The organism is Kordia zhangzhouensis, assembly GCF_001005305.1.
Classification (GTDB): Bacteria; Bacteroidota; Bacteroidia; order Flavobacteriales; family Flavobacteriaceae; genus Kordia; species Kordia zhangzhouensis.
Genome location: NZ_LBMH01000006.1, coordinates 81,876 through 99,374 on the forward strand (window position 1 = coordinate 81,876; position 17,499 = coordinate 99,374).

Consider the following 17,499-nt stretch of genomic DNA (forward strand, 5'->3'; position numbering starts at 1 on the left):
ACTGGTACTGGTATTGAGATTAAGATGAAAAGACAATCTTAGTCTTGAATAATTCTGAATGCCTTATAAGCTATTGTGGGAGTAATCTTTTCTCCTTTTTTATGTATATAAGAAGTTAATTGAGTCATTCGCTTTTCTTCTTGGCTAAGAACAGTTTTAAAGTCAGATAGGGCAACTTCTAATTTAGGGTTTCCTATTTTTTTCTCGCCATCTGCACTCGTGTAAGGTACTTGTGACAGAAAATACAAGACCTGCTTGGTCATCATTGAACTTTGTTTGTCAATATAAATTTCAATTTTTCCGTAAGGCAGTTGGGTAATGACATCTGTCGTTAAAGTACAAACCCAATGATTTCCTTGATCAGATACTTTTTTTACTTTAAATTGTTGAATATAGCTCTCTAAAAGTTCCCACGGCGATTGATTATAATCATCATTTACTTTTGTAACAAGTAGTGCTTTTTGTGTTTCATTACATTTTATTGCTAATTGTGTTTTTTGATCGATTAAAAAAAATGTTTGGTTGATTTTTGTGTATACAACTTTATCGTGTTTAATCGTTCTTCCTTTGTAGGATAAGGAAGGATTCGTATCTGCATATGTATCATACCAATTATAACTCATATCACAACTCATATCACTACTACTTTTCATGATATTTTGAGTTTCTTTTAGAATTTCAAGTGCTGTTTTTTCTTGTGCAATTCCTAACGTACTACAGCTTATAAAAAAGATTCCCGTTAAAACTCTTAGATTGTTATATATAAATTGTTTCATTCTTATTGTTTTTTACTTTTAGAGCGTGTTTCTTGAATGGTGTACACTCCTTTTTCTGTTTCTTTTTTAACACGAACTAAACCGCCTTCTTTATCGTATTCATAGTAAGTTGCATAGTTGTTTTCATCGAGTTCTGCCATCAATCGTTGTGTGTCTTTATCATACACAAAACTTTTCATACTGCTGTTGAATGGAAATATTCGAACATCGTCGAAGTAGCAATCACTTTCATTTTGACAAGACAAACGAACTCTTAGTGAATCAGGAGTGTTATTTGAGTTTTGACTTTCAGTAATTTGGATAATTCCAATAATGCGTTGCCAACCGTCAATGATTTTTCCGCTTGGATACATTGTCATTACAGGATATGAAGGTGTTGCAGAATCACCAGTGTAAAAATGGATTTCTAGCGTACCATTAGTATATGTTTTTTTTTCATTACTGTTGTCTTCTTTTACCCAAGCACTGACGATATATTTTTTGCTTTTATTTAATGAAAAACTTAAACATGAGGTTTCTTGAGAATATAAAGTACTTCCAGCTAGGAGGACTAAAATGTGTAGAATATATTTTTTCATTTGTGTATATATTAATTTATTATTAAGCATTTCCATATCCTACAGTTATTATAAAGGAACAGATTTCGCCATTGTCTAGTTTAATACCAACTCTACAGGTTGCAGTAGCATTCGGAAGAGTTTGTCCAAGGATATCTACCTCTAAATTGAGTCCATTGATTGAAAGACTTACGTAATTTGGGTCGTTTGTGTCTGATATAACAGTTGCACTGCGTAACTGTATAATTGTATGTTCTCCAAGATGATTTTGTATTAAAGAAGGAATGTTAAAAGAACCTGAGAAAGAATCATGGTCAAGGCTAACAGATTGATCTGGAATAATTGGGCAAATAAAAGAATCTGTTGATGGGCAGTCAAAAATTTCAACTGCTACTGTTGGGATACATTCAATTCCATCGTCATATAATTGTACTTTTTGACCAGAAAAAGAGCCTGCAGGAACTTTGATACTATAACGTCCAGTATGTGATTCTTCTTCAGTAATTGTTACTCCATTAGGTTGAGAGAAGTTGAAATGATACGTGTCAATCTCAAAACCTGTATATCCCATTTCCGTATAGTTACTGTTGGAAGCCACTGCTAACGGAAGCTTATAGTCACTATCATACTGAGCAGAAGAATACCTACCAAGTGCATCTCTATTCTCTAATTCAGCACCATACGGTGAGTATTGTGTTACTTCACTAGCGAACGTCCAATTAGTATCATCTTCGACCCATTTCTCTAAGTTAGAATCATACGTATAGAAAGGAGAAAAGGTTTCAAAGAATCCACTATTTCGTTTCGTATCGGTTGATGAACGTGTCGTTAAATATGCGTACGACTTTACAGCACGCCAATCTCCTAAAACATTATTTATAAATGGGTTTACAGTACTAAATTTCGGATATGAAAGTAAATGTTCACCGTTTAGATTATCCTCAGAAGGATATTTTACGCCTTTTCGCCAATAATCTTCATATTTAATAGCAGAAGCATTGATAATTCTTGGATTCACTCCTGTCCCACCATAGGCAAAATCACTAACCTCAATCACATCGTCTCCAGTCCCTATTGGATTCCTCATCGTTGTTACGGATGCCATCGTTGCACTCTGTAAGTTTCGATAGCTAGAGCGTATCACTTTAATTAGCTTTTCATTACTATCAATTCCACAAGCATTAACAATTGAGCCATCTCTATCAATAAATATGATTTTATTCTCAGGAGAGATTTCGTTAATCCAGTAATGTCCTTCAATGGTTTCATCTTCTCCGTTGTACATGTAAACCTCATCTCCTTCATTTAAAAACTTATCTAAATTGAAAGACGTATTGTAATGTGATGTGCTTTGTTGATACCATGCTGTAGCTCCTTCTTCATCTCCTGATGCATCTGGAGTACCATTACTTTGAACAGGTTCGATCCAAAGAGATATTCCTAGATTTTGAACAGCTTGCCCCATTCCTTTATATGCCCAATGTGCTGGATAGCTAAAATTGTAATAATTGTCTTTATATGCGTTAGCTGTCTCAGTCAGCAACACTTGTCCACTTACCGCATCCCAAGCAAGATTTCGAGTACTGACACTAGCTCCTAAATCGTATGCTACTTTTTCTTTTAAAATTCCTGTTTTGTGAATTACTTTAGTAGTGGTCGTTGTATGTAATATGGTTTCATTTCGTTTGTATTCATAAGGAATTTGACCTAAAAGAATCGGGATGATACCAACAGTGAAAAAAGTAAGATTTATATTTACACCATAACTTTCAGATAAATTATAATTTTCATTAAAATCAGTAATTACATCGTAATGAGTTCCTATTTCTTTAGTCGCTACGGTACCATCAGAGAGAATTACAGATAGGCGGTTGTCTAATTCTCCAGTATCATTTGTATTGTATTTATAATCTACACCAGAAATTAGGTTCTTATTTTCATCATATATTTTTTGCGATTTAGATTTTCCGTTCATGTCATTCGTGATGATTGAAAATCCTTGAGAAAGTGCTAATTCTGTATTTACGCTTAATCGTAGCACATTATCTAATATATTCTCTTGATTGGTTCTATAATTGTTTTTATCGTCGATATCTATATGATCTGATTTTGTCGGAAAGTCTTTTGAAGTAAAGAATTCATTAACCACTTCTCCTGTTGCATGTCTTTTTACAACTTTCACATCAGTACCATCATCATACGTTCTTTGTAGATTTTTCACAGAAACTTTACTGTACGTAACTATTGCTGAAGGATAGAATGATTTTCCAAAGGGTTTTTCAACATATTCCCTAGCTTGTAGTTTTTCAGAATCGTCAAAAAATGGTTGAATCAAAGGATTCTCCTTGCTCATATTTGGTTCCCAAGTAGCAACTCCGCTAGAGCCCTTACTATTATTGTTTTCATCTTTTCCTAAACTATAATCATATTCTTGTCCGTAAAAATTGCTATAAGGGTTTACAGAATCTGATTGTGGATTTTCTACCATGATGTCCCAATTGTCATGCATAATTACTTTTTTAACACGTAATCCACCTCCTAGTTTTGCATTCGTTGGATGTTGCAAGCGAATCCATGATTTTTCAGGGTTGAAATTCCGAGCAATTCTTCGACGCTCTAGATACCCGTTTGGACCATCAAAAATTTCTAACATTACTGGCAGTGTGCTACCTATTGCATTAACAATATCACCAATATTTGTAGAAGAAGGTGTATTATCACCTGTTCCATAGGCATAACGATTGAGATGCTTCCTAGCAAAAAACCAACCTGATTTTGCTATTGGATTCGTAGTTCCGGCAGGCAAATTATTTCCAAACGGAGAAACTGAACTATCGCCTCCTTCTTGGTTTTCCAATTGAATAGGAATAACTCCATATTTTCTATCAACATCATCACTAGTGTCATTAACCGTACCATTGTTATCAGTATCTGTAAAGACACTAAAACTTCCTGCTTTATCTATATTACAATACCCTTCTACATAATCATAATTACAATTACCGTTTTGGGTCATATTTAATAAAAATCTAAAAAACAGCGGCTTATCAATATTTTCTCCTAAATATCTTGCTTTGAATTCATCAATTGATAAAGATGTATTCACATCTTCTAGTAGCTCTACAACCAAGTATTTTGTATGTGCTCCATTAGTATATAAGTTTTCGGTAAGATTGTCTAAACCTAAAGGAACTTGGTCACTCACACCCTTTACTTTGAACATCTGCATGGCTTTTTTATCCTGCACGTATTGATAGTCATCCGATTCATATTGTAGTTCAATACGTCCGCCTGATGGTAAGTCTATTGATGAGAGTGTCCAAGCTCGTGCATATAAGTCTTGTAATTCCTTGTCTTTTTGTTGCACAAAAGGGAATTCTTGAGCTGTGATATCAATTTCAACTTCGCAAGTAGCAGTTGTATTTCCAGTAGGCAATACTACGTCATCATTGACTCCATCACTATCTGTATCTACTTTTGAAACTCCTTTTTCAAATAACGGTTTATAGTTACCCCAAATGTCATATGATTTCATTTGGTAATCCGGATTCATATTGTCGTAATTAAACACATACGGTGTGTATTTTCCCATCTTAGAATTGCGGTAGGTAAAGTATACTTTTTTTAAAGTAAGTTTTCCCCTATTGGTTAGACCGTCATTACTATCTGCCGTGGTAGCTTCACTATTAAGCGTTTCGGGGGCTAAAGAATAATCGTATTCAAAATGCGCTGTTTTTATTGGACTAATGTCACTATCTCCATTGATAAGCTTTTTATATTCTGGCTTCGAGTATAATCTGATAGTATTCAATCGTAACATTTTCGAATTACCAGTTCCTTTTGCGTCTTTTCTCTTTGAAAAATCAAAGGTAGCTACGTGCGTTTTCGTTTCAATCATCGTAGCATATTTTAATTCTTTTTCACCACGCACATAACTTCCTTTTTGATCGTTCGTTTTTGTATATAATCCAGGATTATAAGATGCCTTTGGAGCTTCCCCTTCTGCATTATAAGGCACACTCCATTTATAAGTAGCATCTAACGAACTGATAAGCTCATTATCTTCTGCTGTATCATTTGTAAAATCGTTGTAATGTATTTTGGTATATGCTCCAAGATCGTCATCTGTAGGGCCATCTCCCGTAAGGTCTTCATAATCGTTAGAAAGCACCGCACTTAACAAATAAGTATGTGCATAATCAGGTGTGATAATTTTATTAAAATATTCATCAAAACCTCCTGCACTATCAGCAGAATCATTTCCATTAACAGCTATAGTCCCTGTTTCTAAATCAGCGATTCCGTTAGCACCAAAAGTTACTTCTTCTTTCGTATAATTTACAGCCGCTTCTCCATATACATAGACTGCACCACTTGGTTGGGTAATTTTCATCCCATTGGTATGGTGTAGCTTTAGACTATCGTGTTCACTCACAAAAGGATCAAATGAAGCGTCTTTTTTGTTTATTTTTTGAATTGCCTGATTTCGTTGCTCACGTTTCGCTCTTCTTAAAGAACCATCAATCAGTACCGGTGGAGTATCATCTTCAATATCATTAGTAGCCGTATAGTTTTTTATATTAAATCGACTAACTGCTTTTTTATTGTATTTATTACCATCTGGCTCTAAATCTAACGCCATCGGTTTTTCACCTGACAATTTATTATTATATAGATCTTCCTCAAGATCAGCACTTAAATCTCCTATAGGCTTAAAATAAGTTTCTTCATAATCCAATTCCGTATCACTTACCGATTGAAATTTGTGAATTGCCGGAGTATTCCAAACGCCCGTATGACTTCTCGTTGGCGAGTAGTGAATATCTACCCCATTTCTAAATCCCCAGCCACCTTCAATTTCACCGCCCAGACTAAAGCTATCACCGGAGTCTTCAATTTTTTGATTAAACACATACCCTGTTTGCCCTTTAAAAGGACGAAACTGTCCAGCAATTCCTTGTCCTTGAATTTGATAAATATCATACGTGTAATTCGTTATAGGTAGTGCTAAGGTATTTTTTGTGACCGTACGCTCATTTTCTCTGTTAAAATCTAAGATATCTTTATGTGAAGCCTCTTTAGTAAATTCGTAACCGTACGTTTTTTCTTCTTTTATTTTTTCTTCCTTTTTTATTTTTTGCACGGAATAAAATGCAGATACTCCTCCTTCAAAACTAAATGCTGCTAGTTGCGGTCCTAAAGAGGCTCTAAACGTATAATTTTCATTATGATACCCTATACGCTTTGTCGGTGTAAAAGTGTTATCTATAAAAGAAACACCTCTAGAAGCACTACCCAATGTACTTGTATACCCCTTTTTTATATTAACCCTTCGCGTCGTTGATGAATTAATATTAAAAGCGGAGATTCCCTGTCTACTGTTATACGGAAGTCCTACCCCATAATTTTGAGAAATGGATTCATTACTATTTGCTTTTGCACCGTCCAAACTTTCAGAGAAACCAATAGTTGGCGATACCGAAGCTCCATTTTCAACGGACGGAGAAAGATTCATTCCTACACTTGTATTTTTGGTGAACTGATAGGAAACTCCAAAAGAAGGTGTAAAACTAAAACCTTCATAGTTGTTATGCACTAAAGTGGCACTAGCATTTCCTGAAAAAGAATCTGTTCCTGGTATAGGTTCAGTACCTGGTATAGGTTCAGTACCTGAAAGCTGCCCATTTATAGAAAGCGTCATTCCCACAGTTTTGTTCTTCTTCATATTGTTTTCATAGCGAATCGAATCTCCCTTAAAATCGTCAGGTAGTCCACGAACGTTTCTGTTGATTTGCCCCACGCTTAAGTTCCAACCTAAGCCAACCCAAGAAGCCTCTTGATCCATCGTAATGCCAGCATCATACGCTAAGTTTAATGGATAACCACCAACATCCATAATAGGAATGTTATAATTAAAATCTCCCGTACTAAGATTTACCATATCGGAAGTTCCAATTGGCGTAAAGGCATTAAACTCTGGTTGTGAAGGACCACTTGTCAATGCAAATAATTGAGAAGGTTGTATAGTGGTTAACACCAATTGCATTGCTAAATAGCAAGCTATAACCTTTGATAGTTTTCCAGTTCTAATATGCTGTATAATCATTATAGCTAAGTTTTATTTTTAAACTTAATTTGTTATTCTTCGTTAAAATGTATGATGTACAATACAGTCTTTACATTGCATCAATGAAAAGATGAAGTTTTACCTGAATGTTTTAGAGAGGAAATTGTTTTGCTTTTAGGGCTAAAACAATTGAGGTGGGTTTATTCTACAACGGCTAAAGTATGTAATTATACTATGTTACCATATAAATAGTTAATAAGCGTACTTTTTTTTTCATAAGCGTCATAAAAATCAGTTTTGAAATACTTTTTAAAGCTTAAGTGGTTTGGATTTGAAATTGAATTTAATGATTCCATTACCGAATAACTGATCATTATACAACAATTGAATTTCTTCATTTTCAGGAACGTTTCCAAAATATAACAAGGCTCTCTTAAAAGGAGCCACTTTGAAGTTTCGTTCAAACAAAACTCCCGAACACGTAATAGTATCTCTGGAAGAGGTAATAACTTGAAAATCCTTTTCTAATTTAAAAGACATATATTCTACCGCTTTTTCATAAGGCAAGTTGGTAAACTCTTTTTCAAGTAAATCTTTTTCTTCATCATGATGAAACTCAATTTCAACAATGCGTTCATTTTTATGTAGTTTATATAATGAATCCACTGCTTTGGGCTCAAAATTTTGATTATCTTTTAAAATATAATAGTGTAACGGAACTTCTGTTGCAGTATAATTTATAGTGTTGATATATTGATTTATTTGTTTCGATTTCCACCCATCGACAGCCAAATTAAAAAATTTATAATCTTCTGTAACAACACGCTCATGAGAGGTATTCTTACAAGATATTACTGCCAAAATAGCAAATAGAATATATGCTAATTTTTTCATAATGATTATGTTTATTGATTACTTCCTTCGTATTTATTATTTGCAAACTGTATCACTTCTTCAGTAAAATCATACGTTTTATCAGCATACATAATATTCCCATTACCTTGTATTCCGAAAATAAGATGTACTTCTTTTTCTGTGCCAAATTCTTCCAAATACGAGTTAAGTCGTTCCCAAACTTGCCTATTAATTTGCTCCTTTACTTCAGTAGTTAAACGTTGAAGGTTCGTATTCTCCAAATAGACTTTTTGTTTAAATTCTTGAATTGCTTTTGGGTTATTTTGTCGTTGTAATAATTGATACAAGCTGTCTATCTTTTTTTGTTGTTGATTTAAAGCTGGTAACTTCATTTTTTGTAAATCTTCAGTCATATTGAATTGACTAAACAATGCTAAATTATCAACATATCCATATTGTTTTACTTCTTCTTTTGGAAATAGAAATACAAACATACTAATCAGTCCTACAATGAGAAGTATTAGATTGATAATCGGGAGAAAAGTTAATTTTTTCATCTGCTTAATTTTATCGTTTTTAATGTGTTATTGTATTGTAATTGTATGGAATCTTCATAAATTTTTTTGACCTCGAATTTTTCCAAAATGATTTCTCTTTCTCTCCTTTTCATGATTTTTCCATTTACATTGATTACGCCTAATTTTTTGTTACTTCCTTTACTTACTATATATCCATGGTATAGAATACTAGGCCATTTTACACTAACAGGAAGTGGCTTTTTTTTAGGAGCTATTTTTGTCTGTGTTATTTTTTGTGATGTTTTACGTGTGACAAATACATTTTCAAAAGGATTGTTTATGTCTTTCAATTCAAAAGTATCTTTTCGTATTGTGTATTGAGTTGGTTTACTGGTTTTTTGAGCAATTTTAGGGCTTGATACTATTTTTTTCTTGACGAAATATGTATAACCAATACTTCCCCAAATGATGAGTGTCAACAAAATCAACGCATTATTTATATTCTTTTTAGAGATCAAAATTGATACTATTTTTATTCGGTTGTGAATGATCTGGAAATACTATAAGAGCTTGAATTTCCTGCAACATCTTTTGTTTTTACTCTCCAATAATACGTTCCGACATTTGGAATATCTACTTGTTGCGAAGTTCCATTCGTGACTGTAAAACTTTCTATAATCGTATTGAAGTTAGCATCTTGTGCTATTTCAAGAATACTACTTACTTCCGACTGCACATTTCCACTGTCTTGACCAGTAGTCCAGTTAAAATCTATAGCAATAGCTGTAATAATTTCCTCATTGGCAGGAGAAACTAATAAAGGCTGATTTGGTGCTTGCCTATCTATATAAATTGATCTCGAAGTATATGCGGTTTCTGAATTAGAATTCACTGCTTTTACTTTCCAAATGTATGCTGCATCTTCATCAAAAACTGAAGCATTCACACTATAGTTTGTTCCTGTAATATCTCCTTGTTGTGTAAGTGTTGTTTGCCCATTCAGATTTTTAATCAACTCAAAAGTATAAGAATCTGCAAATTGTAATTCATTCCAAGTGAATAGTAAGTTAGTCGTATTTGTATACAAATTTGCGGATGGCGTATTGAGAAGTAACGTTTGGTTTGTTAAATCAGAAGAAGCTTCTACGGTAAAAGAAATCGGAAAAGAATACGCGGTATCATATGCAAAGTTTTCTCCTCTCACTCGCCACTGATACATTCCTGGCTCTAACGGATATTGAAACGAAGTTCCACTAACCAGTGAATCCAATAGTATCATGTTATTTTGAGAAGGACGTACCAATTGTAATCGATAATTATCCGCACCTTCCAAAGATTGCCACGAAAAATTTACCAAATTATTTACAATCGTACTGCCTTCTGAAGGCATGATTGGTATGACCAGATCATTACTTAAGTCTTCTTCTAAAATATCATCACATGATAGAAAAAGAAGCAACCATATAATGCTTAAAAATTTAATGTTATTTCCCATAATTTTGAAAATAAAGTTCTAACAATAATTCTGTTTTGTTTGTGCTATAATTTTTTTTTGAATAGAATTTTGCACTTACAATTTTGGAAGCTTTAAATTCTTTTTCAATAGTATATATTGTATTTAATAATGTTTCGTAATTGCCTGTCAAGATTATTTTATTGGTAAGTATTGTAAAAGCATTATTCCCTTTATACATGTGAGAATCTGCAATATTTACAACACTTACATGAAGCGCATGTGTTGTTATAAAATCCAATATTTTTTGTTGTATTAATGCATGATTTTCTGAATTACCAACCACTTTATCTAATACTGATAATTCATTTTTCAAGGATTCAATTTTTGCAAACGGTTGTGTTACATTTTCTACCAATTGATATGAAGCATTGAGTTCTTTCTTTAATTGAAAAATAGGTTGATAGGTCTTTTTGTATACTGCCAAAAAGAGCAATACCAATAAGAGTATCACGATGAAAAAACGTCTTTTATGTGAAATTTTTTCTAGCATTAGAAGTGAATATGAATTAGGAATGATTTTTTACGATTCCTATCTTGTGTATAGTCTTCAATATCTATTTTTTGCACCCAATCTTTTTCTGTTAATTCCGCTATCCAATAATTAAAATCCGAATCGTTGTTAGTAGTTCCTTGTACATGAATTTGTTTTTTATAAAATTGCACTTCTTTATCATCACGTATTTTCTTTGTAAGTGGCGTAATGTTAAGCTCCGTCAATTTGATGTTTTTCTGAACTGAATTCCCAATTTCATAGAAATAGTGTGTTAAGAACTTAGGGTGAAACAAACCTGAAGTAGCCACAATAGTTTCTTTGTTTTTTTTCTCTTTTTCTAATAAAGAGATTATTTCATTAGCTTTCGAAACTTCTGCAATCAAGGCTTCTTTTTCAGTAAATAATCTTTGATAGTTTTCCAAAGTAAAGTGCCCAAAAAGTATTGCCATGAGTAATAATACTAACCCAATGATTCCAACTGTTTTTGTTCTATTAAAAAAAGCATAGTCGATACGATTTTGATCTAAAAAAGGAGTCTCCATTGTAAGCACTTCTTCTTGGACATGATATTGTATGACCATAGCGAATAAGGCAATTTCTTCCCTATTTAATTCTATATCTTCAATAGTGTATAGTTGTTTTTCTATAGTGCTGTCAATTTCAAAATCTTGAAGTCCATCTTCCGAAAAAAACAACTTTACGCTATTAGAAATAATGTTTTTTTCTGATAAAAAAGAACGCAATGTATATGTAATAAATGGCCCCATTGCAATATCTAAAATGTGATACTTTTTGGCTTTGAACTGTGCTACATACTTATCAACCATTTGTTTTCTACACATTGACACAAATACGTGTTCACTTTGATGTAGTTCATAAAAATAGAAATCGTCTGGATTGCCTTTAAATAATAGCTTGTTACGATAATTAGCAACACGGACTGTTTTTTTATGAAGTATTCCAACACCAGAAAAATGTAACAACAAGGGATATTTTGGCTGTACTTCTTTGTATACAATGTCTAAAGATTTTGTATCGAAACGTTTACCTACCGTAAAATTATTTTGCTTATTGTGAACAGTCAAAAAGTAATAATTTACTGTTTCTTCAGTTGAAAAGTGAATACCCAACACTTGAAAAGTTTGTTGAAAAGGAATGATATGTTTTAACTTTTGAAACATTTTAATACGTAACTGTTGGCTTGATAAGAATGTGTAATTTTGACTTCTCTTTTTTCTTTTTTCTACTACTGAAAAACCATTTTATTACGGGAATTCTAGAAAAGAAAGGTGTTCCTGTTCCTGAGTTTTCATTTTCCAATTCATCCAATCCGCCTAATAAAATCATCTCATTATTTTTGACGCGTACCATCGATTCAAATTTCCGTGTAGCTTTTCCGGGAGGTGCATTTTCACCTGCTCTACCTAAAAAAGAACTTTGCTCTACAGACACTTCTAATGTGACATATTCATCTTTTGACACGTAGGGTTTGATGCGCACGCTCAAATTAGCATCCGTAGATTTCCATTGTCCAGATTGTAATACATTATTATTAATGCCATTTTGAATCAATTCATTTCTTTGCTCAAAGTAATAACTAGTTTCACCAATAGAAGTTGAAGCTTCATGACCGTTAAGCGTCACTAATTTTGGCGTCGATTCTACTTTTATGTATGAGTTGTTTTCTAGTGCTTTCAGACTTAGGTAAAAACGTTCAGTTACTTTTCCTAAATTCACAATTCCCAAGCCATTAAAAGCATCTATCAATCCATTTACGGAGTTTGCATTTACTTGAACTTCTGAGGTAGGAAACAAGACTCCAGAAGTAGTTCTTTTGTTATCATCTAACCCAGCTTGAAAACCCGTTTGCACTTCATATCCTTTTTGATATTGTACAATCATGATTTCAATTTCAATATTGGGAACTACTTTGTCAATTTCTTTTAAGTACTCTTTGAGTGCTATAATTTGAATACTAGAACCTGTTACTACAAACCCGTTTAATTCTACAAACTCTACAATTTCAATTTTATCTGTTAAGGCTTTGGGGAACGTTTCTTTTACAGATTCTATCGTTCTGTTTTCCATTTGAATCAACGTAGTTTTGCGCAATCCATCGGTGTCGTGTTTTCCAATTAAAAAGATTTCATCAACTATTTTGTGAGTGTATTTTTTTCCTTTAAATACGTGATTTAAAAGCTCTTCAAAGGTAATTCCATTTGCTAGTAGTGTTGTTGTTTCATTTTCGGGCTTGTCATACATAAAATAGTTAATATTCAGCTTTTCCGCAGCCTCCACTATAATATTCATAACATCCCCTTCATATGCATTGACTGAGAGAAATCCTTTTGTATCAACAGCAATTGAATAATACCCACTCGAGTTTACAGGTACGTTTTTTTGTCTATTGTTTTTATTACTTTTTGAATTTTTGGCCGCAACGCTTTCTTCTATGACAATGTCACTTTTTTCAATATAATAGAAATCATTTTCATCTTTAGTAACCATTAAATTGTTTGACTTCGCCATCATGTCTAACACTTGATCAAACGGTCTGTTGAGAATATACGACGAAATCACTTGTTTTTTTATAGAAGGTGCTAACACAATGTTTTTTTGAGATGCATCTGTAATTGCTTGTGCTACTTTTACAATAGAGTCTTGCTTGAGTTTTAACGATAAAAAACCATTCTCTTTATTATAACTGACATCAATTTTTTTTACAGGAATAGGTTTAGGTTTTTCTGGAACAACTTCTTTCTTTTTTAAGACTAAAATTTTGCCTTTTACATCCATTTCTATATCATACTTCCCAATTAAAAAGAGCAATACATCTTTTACAGGAACATCATAAAAATTGCTAGAGACTATTTGATCCAAAGAAGTATCGACATCAATACTTAGCTTGTGTTCATCTGCAATTGCAGAAACAAAATCATACAAAGTGATTCCTGAAATTTCAACTTGCATTGTTTTATTATATGCATCAATTTCAGTAGCTAATTTTTCTATTTGTGTACGATACTCCTTGCTTTCCTGTGAAAAACAGCAACCAACTATTAAGAGGATCAGTATGAAACTAATTTTTCTATACATCATATTAGGTGTTCAATAAAATTGGATACACTTCTTCTAATGAAGTCGTACCATTTTTAAATAATTGTAACGCTTTGTGTGCTAAACTTTGAGTAGTATCAATATGATTTTTGGCTTCTTGCAAGCGTTCTTTTTTTATAACTTCTGAAATCATAGAAGTAATAGGAATCATTTCATAGATTGCGGTTCTACCTTTATATCCTGTGTAATAACATTGGTGACATCCTTTTGAAATGTAATGATTCGATAACGTATAATCATTCCTTAAATAATTAGGTAAGTCTTCTTTGTTTAAAACTGCTTTTTCTTTACAGTGTACACATAGTTTACGAAGTAAGCGTTGCGCCACTGAAATGTTGAGTGTTTCTGCTATTAAGAATGCTGGAACATCCATGTCAATAAGTCTTGAAATGGTTCCTAAAGCAGAATTTGTGTGTATTGTAGAAAGTACTAAATGACCTGTCAAGGAAGCTCTAATTGCCATTTGAGCAGTTTGTGCATCTCTGATTTCTCCTAACATAATAATATCTGGATCTTGTCGTAAAAACGAGCGTAATGCGGAAGTAAACGTAAGCCCAATACTTTCTTTGAGTTGTACTTGATTGATTCCTTTTAGTGTGTATTCAATAGGATCTTCAACGGTTACAATGTTTGTTTTGGAATGATTCAAGTGCTTCAACGTAGCGTATAAAGTCGTTGTTTTTCCTGATCCCGTTGGACCGCTAATTAATATAATTCCATTGGTTTTTTTGACCGCATTTCGATACATGTCTTGCTCTTCAGCATCCATCCCTAATGCATTTAAGTCTAAATGAGATGCATCTCTTCCCAACAAACGCATTACTACTTTTTCGCCGTAATGTGTTGGCAATATGGAAACCCTAATGTCGAATGTATTAAAGTTGATGCGTCCATCTTGCGGCAATCTTTTTTCAGTAATGTCAAGGCTAGCACGAATCTTTATTTTGTTGATTAATTCGAGATAATTTGTCGTTTCTATTTTATATTTTTCAATGAGCAAACCATCAATTCTAAAACGCACGCGCGCTTCTTCCTCAAAGATTTCTATGTGAATATCACTCGCTCTAATTTGTTTGGCTTCTTGAATTAATTCGTCTAAAAAATCGGTGCTAAGTTGGGTATTAGAATTTGCGTGTGCAGTTTCATTTTCTCCTGTTCTATAGTATGTAGCCAATGCTTGTTGAATACTTGCTGCATCTACATATTTAAAGCTGATTTTCTTACCTAAAAAGAGTTGCAATTCCTGCGTAAAGTGGTCTTTATTTCGATTCCCTTCTTCTGTATACAAAACAATTGTACTCGCATCTTCACTAAAAGGAATTACCTTATAGTGATTGGCAAGCTCAGCATTAATAATTTGCTTTTGCTCAACAGTGATGGCGATATATTGTTCAGTTGAATTCAATGAAAAATGGATTTACAATATTGCAGAGTTTTAAACCAAAACACACGATTAGAAAAAGAGCTAAATACCCAGCTAATGGTAGTGTGGCCTGTTTTCTTAATTTTTGTGTAATCACAAATAGGATGATTGAAAGCAATAGTCCCACAATAAAAAACAGAATATAATTATGAACTTGAAACAAAGGCGTTATTACTATAAGAAATAAAATATCTCCCAAACCGATTGATGTATCAATAGGGTTTTCTAACTGTTTATTTTTTATTGTTTGATACATCATAAATCCGATACTTGTTATGCCTAAAAAGGCAATACTTTTACACATTTCGTAAAGGTTGAGTAATGGTTCTAGGTAGTTAATTAGGATTGAAATCATAGCAGTCCCTATGATAAGAAATGCGTGAACAGCTCTATATTTAAAATCTTGTATACTAATAATGAGAAACAGTAACAACAGTAGTATGATGAAAATTATTTTCAAAACGTTAGTCTTTTACAATTTCTTTTAAGTTTCGTTGATGATCTATTTCCCAGGTATTGTAATTTCCATCGCCATCAAAATCTTGAATGGATTGCGCTCTGGCTTTGAAACTATTAATAGACGCTTCAATAATTTCAATTCTGTAAACAGCTTGTCCACCTTTATCAATCGTCAGTTCGGTTTCATATCCTATATCTTCTAAACTTGAAGAATATTTAGCATGTGTAAAAAAGTAATTTTTCTCGTAAGAGTATAGAGAGTTAAGAGCTGTTTTTGCCTCAATAGCTCTTGCTTGTACAACAGCTTGCGTTTGATTTGGTAATACTAAATATATAAGAATACCAATAATACATAATACAATAAGAATTTCAGTAAGTGAGTATCCTTTGAGCCATAAATGCTGTTTCTTTTTCTGAAGATTTTTTTTGACCATGAACCTATTGAGTTTTATTATTTCATATCAAATGTATACATAAAGCACTATGACTCTATGAAATAGCTAATAAGCGTCAGAAATAATTAATAAGCGTTCATTTTCTCTTGTAAAAAATGCTTTTTGAGCTAAAAAATAACACAGATTAACCAATGACTTTACTGAGGTCAAACATTGGCGTGTACATGGAAATTAGGATAAAACCCACCAAAAATCCTATAATGATGATGATTAAAGGTTCTAAGATGGTGCCCACCATTTTTGTAGTGTGATCAATTTCATCATTATACTGGTTATTAAGTTTATGAAACATACTATCAAGTTCATTGGTTTGTTCTCCAATACCTACAAGAGCTTTTAATTTGTCGGGAAATATAGTATGCTTTTGCAAACTAACAGCTAATGAATTTCCTTTCAATATGTCTTGTTTTATTTGGTAAATTGATTTCTGCATCGGATAAAACACAATCATTTCTTTGGTGAGTTCTAATGAGATAATTAAAGGTGTTTTTGCCCCTAGCAATAGACTTAATGATTGACAAAATCTGGATACATATATTTTCTGTATAAATTTGCCGATAAAAGGTATTTTTAAAAGTATAACACCTGTTATCTCTCTATATTTATCATTGTTTTTATAGTGTTTATGAATACCAATAATTAGTAATATAGCCATTAATAGCACTACTATTATGGTATTAAAGTTTTCTGATAATTGAATGACAAATTTTGTGATGCTAGGTAATTCACTTCCAAATTGTTTAAAAACAGAACTAAACATCGGAACAATATAATTGAGCATAAAATACAATACCAAAAATGTAATTCCCAATACAAATGCAGGATATGTAATGACCGAAATAAGCTGTCGTTTCATTTTTATTTTACGCGCAAAAAATAACTGCAACTGCTGCAATACTTCTGCTAATTTTCGTGTTTCTTCCCCTATTTTTATACTATGATACTCATACGGAGAGAATTCTTTATGCTTTTTAAGAGCATCAAAAAGTGTATTTCCGGCAACTACATCTGTATTAATTGTTACCAGTATTTTTTTGATTTTTTTAGACTTTTGTTGAGAGGCTAATATATGTAGTGACTGATTAAAATCGACACCTGATTTGATGAGTACCGCAAATTCTCTATAAAAAGCCTCTTTGTCTTTGCTTGAAAACTTAGAAAAAAAATCAAAGTTCAAAGAGGTCGAATCTGCTTTCTCGATTTTGAATTCCTTTATTGTATTTTTCGGTTTTGTTACATTAAGTTTCACTCCTTTAATTTTTA

General features: G+C 32.7%; 14 protein-coding genes. All 14 read right to left on the reverse strand.

The features are described 5' to 3' along the window. Positions 1 to 38: 38 nt before the first annotated feature. The 14 genes from AA088_RS10735 to AA088_RS10800 all read right to left on the reverse strand — a co-directional run bounded on the left by AA088_RS10735 (position 39) and on the right by AA088_RS10800 (position 17,485). Positions 39 to 776: a hypothetical protein gene (locus AA088_RS10735; protein ID WP_046745010.1), complete on the reverse strand. Its 738-nt coding sequence runs from the start codon at positions 774 to 776 to the stop codon at positions 39 to 41. A 2-nt stretch (positions 777 to 778) separates the two neighbouring features. Beyond that, positions 779 to 1,354 (reverse strand): hypothetical protein, encoded by a 576-nt coding sequence (locus tag AA088_RS10740; protein ID WP_157547151.1) that lies wholly within the window; start codon positions 1,352 to 1,354, stop codon positions 779 to 781. A gap of 22 nt (positions 1,355 to 1,376) precedes the next feature. Next, a complete protein-coding gene (locus AA088_RS10745) occupies positions 1,377 to 7,439 on the reverse strand; it encodes a hypothetical protein (RefSeq protein ID WP_157547152.1) in 6,063 nt (2,020 codons plus the stop codon). 270 nt (positions 7,440 to 7,709) lie between these two features. Beyond that, positions 7,710 to 8,294 (reverse strand): hypothetical protein, encoded by a 585-nt coding sequence (locus AA088_RS10750; RefSeq protein ID WP_046745013.1) that lies wholly within the window; start codon positions 8,292 to 8,294, stop codon positions 7,710 to 7,712. Between the two features lie 11 nt (positions 8,295 to 8,305). Beyond that, positions 8,306 to 8,812 carry an OmpH family outer membrane protein gene (locus AA088_RS10755; RefSeq protein ID WP_082106711.1) on the reverse strand — a complete coding sequence of 169 codons (507 nt, stop codon included), beginning with the start codon at positions 8,810 to 8,812 and terminating at the stop codon, positions 8,306 to 8,308. Next, positions 8,809 to 9,291 carry a hypothetical protein gene (locus AA088_RS10760; RefSeq protein ID WP_157547153.1) on the reverse strand — a complete coding sequence of 161 codons (483 nt, stop codon included), beginning with the start codon at positions 9,289 to 9,291 and terminating at the stop codon, positions 8,809 to 8,811. Before AA088_RS10760 ends, AA088_RS10755 begins: the two co-directional genes overlap by 4 nt. 14 nt (positions 9,292 to 9,305) lie before the next feature. Further along, entirely contained in the window at positions 9,306 to 10,268 is a 963-nt protein-coding gene (locus tag AA088_RS10765; protein WP_046745016.1) for a hypothetical protein, read from the reverse strand. Then, entirely contained in the window at positions 10,258 to 10,740 is a 483-nt protein-coding gene (locus AA088_RS10770) for a hypothetical protein (RefSeq protein ID WP_157547154.1), read from the reverse strand. The genes AA088_RS10765 and AA088_RS10770 overlap by 11 nt, the downstream gene beginning before the upstream one ends. A gap of 38 nt (positions 10,741 to 10,778) precedes the next feature. Further along, on the reverse strand, positions 10,779 to 11,963 hold the full coding sequence (locus AA088_RS10775) for a hypothetical protein (protein ID WP_046745018.1): 1,185 nt from the start codon (positions 11,961 to 11,963) through the stop codon (positions 10,779 to 10,781). 1 nt (position 11,964) lies between these two features. Then, positions 11,965 to 13,752 (reverse strand): type II and III secretion system protein, encoded by a 1,788-nt coding sequence (locus AA088_RS10780; RefSeq protein ID WP_241483405.1) that lies wholly within the window; start codon positions 13,750 to 13,752, stop codon positions 11,965 to 11,967. A 130-nt stretch (positions 13,753 to 13,882) separates the two neighbouring features. Further along, positions 13,883 to 15,304: a GspE/PulE family protein gene (locus AA088_RS10785; RefSeq protein WP_046745019.1), complete on the reverse strand. Its 1,422-nt coding sequence runs from the start codon at positions 15,302 to 15,304 to the stop codon at positions 13,883 to 13,885. After that, positions 15,291 to 15,782, reverse strand: coding sequence for a prepilin peptidase (locus tag AA088_RS18815; RefSeq protein ID WP_082106713.1), 492 nt, complete (start codon positions 15,780 to 15,782; stop codon positions 15,291 to 15,293). The genes AA088_RS10785 and AA088_RS18815 overlap by 14 nt, the downstream gene beginning before the upstream one ends. A gap of 4 nt (positions 15,783 to 15,786) precedes the next feature. Then, positions 15,787 to 16,215 carry a type IV pilin protein gene (locus AA088_RS10795; protein WP_046745021.1) on the reverse strand — a complete coding sequence of 143 codons (429 nt, stop codon included), beginning with the start codon at positions 16,213 to 16,215 and terminating at the stop codon, positions 15,787 to 15,789. 145 nt (positions 16,216 to 16,360) lie between these two features. Beyond that, positions 16,361 to 17,485 carry a type II secretion system F family protein gene (locus AA088_RS10800; protein ID WP_052752882.1) on the reverse strand — a complete coding sequence of 375 codons (1,125 nt, stop codon included), beginning with the start codon at positions 17,483 to 17,485 and terminating at the stop codon, positions 16,361 to 16,363. Between the last annotated feature and the right edge of the window lie 14 nt (positions 17,486 to 17,499).

Excerpts from the sequence above, each read along its gene's own strand:
- AA088_RS10735 (WP_046745010.1), bottom strand. The coding sequence starts at position 776 with ATGAAACAATTTATATATAACAATCTAAGAGTTTTAACGGGAATCTTT.
- AA088_RS10740 (WP_157547151.1), bottom strand. The coding sequence starts at position 1,354 with ATGAAAAAATATATTCTACACATTTTAGTCCTCCTAGCTGGAAGTACT.
- AA088_RS10745 (WP_157547152.1), bottom strand. The coding sequence starts at position 7,439 with ATGATTATACAGCATATTAGAACTGGAAAACTATCAAAGGTTATAGCT.
- AA088_RS10750 (WP_046745013.1), bottom strand. The coding sequence starts at position 8,294 with ATGAAAAAATTAGCATATATTCTATTTGCTATTTTGGCAGTAATATCT.
- AA088_RS10755 (WP_082106711.1), bottom strand. The coding sequence starts at position 8,812 with ATGAAAAAATTAACTTTTCTCCCGATTATCAATCTAATACTTCTCATT.
- AA088_RS10765 (WP_046745016.1), bottom strand. The coding sequence starts at position 10,268 with ATGGGAAATAACATTAAATTTTTAAGCATTATATGGTTGCTTCTTTTT.
- AA088_RS10775 (WP_046745018.1), bottom strand. The coding sequence starts at position 11,963 with ATGTTTCAAAAGTTAAAACATATCATTCCTTTTCAACAAACTTTTCAA.
- AA088_RS10780 (WP_241483405.1), bottom strand. The coding sequence starts at position 13,752 with ATGCAAGTTGAAATTTCAGGAATCACTTTGTATGATTTTGTTTCTGCA.
- AA088_RS10795 (WP_046745021.1), bottom strand. The coding sequence starts at position 16,215 with ATGGTCAAAAAAAATCTTCAGAAAAAGAAACAGCATTTATGGCTCAAA.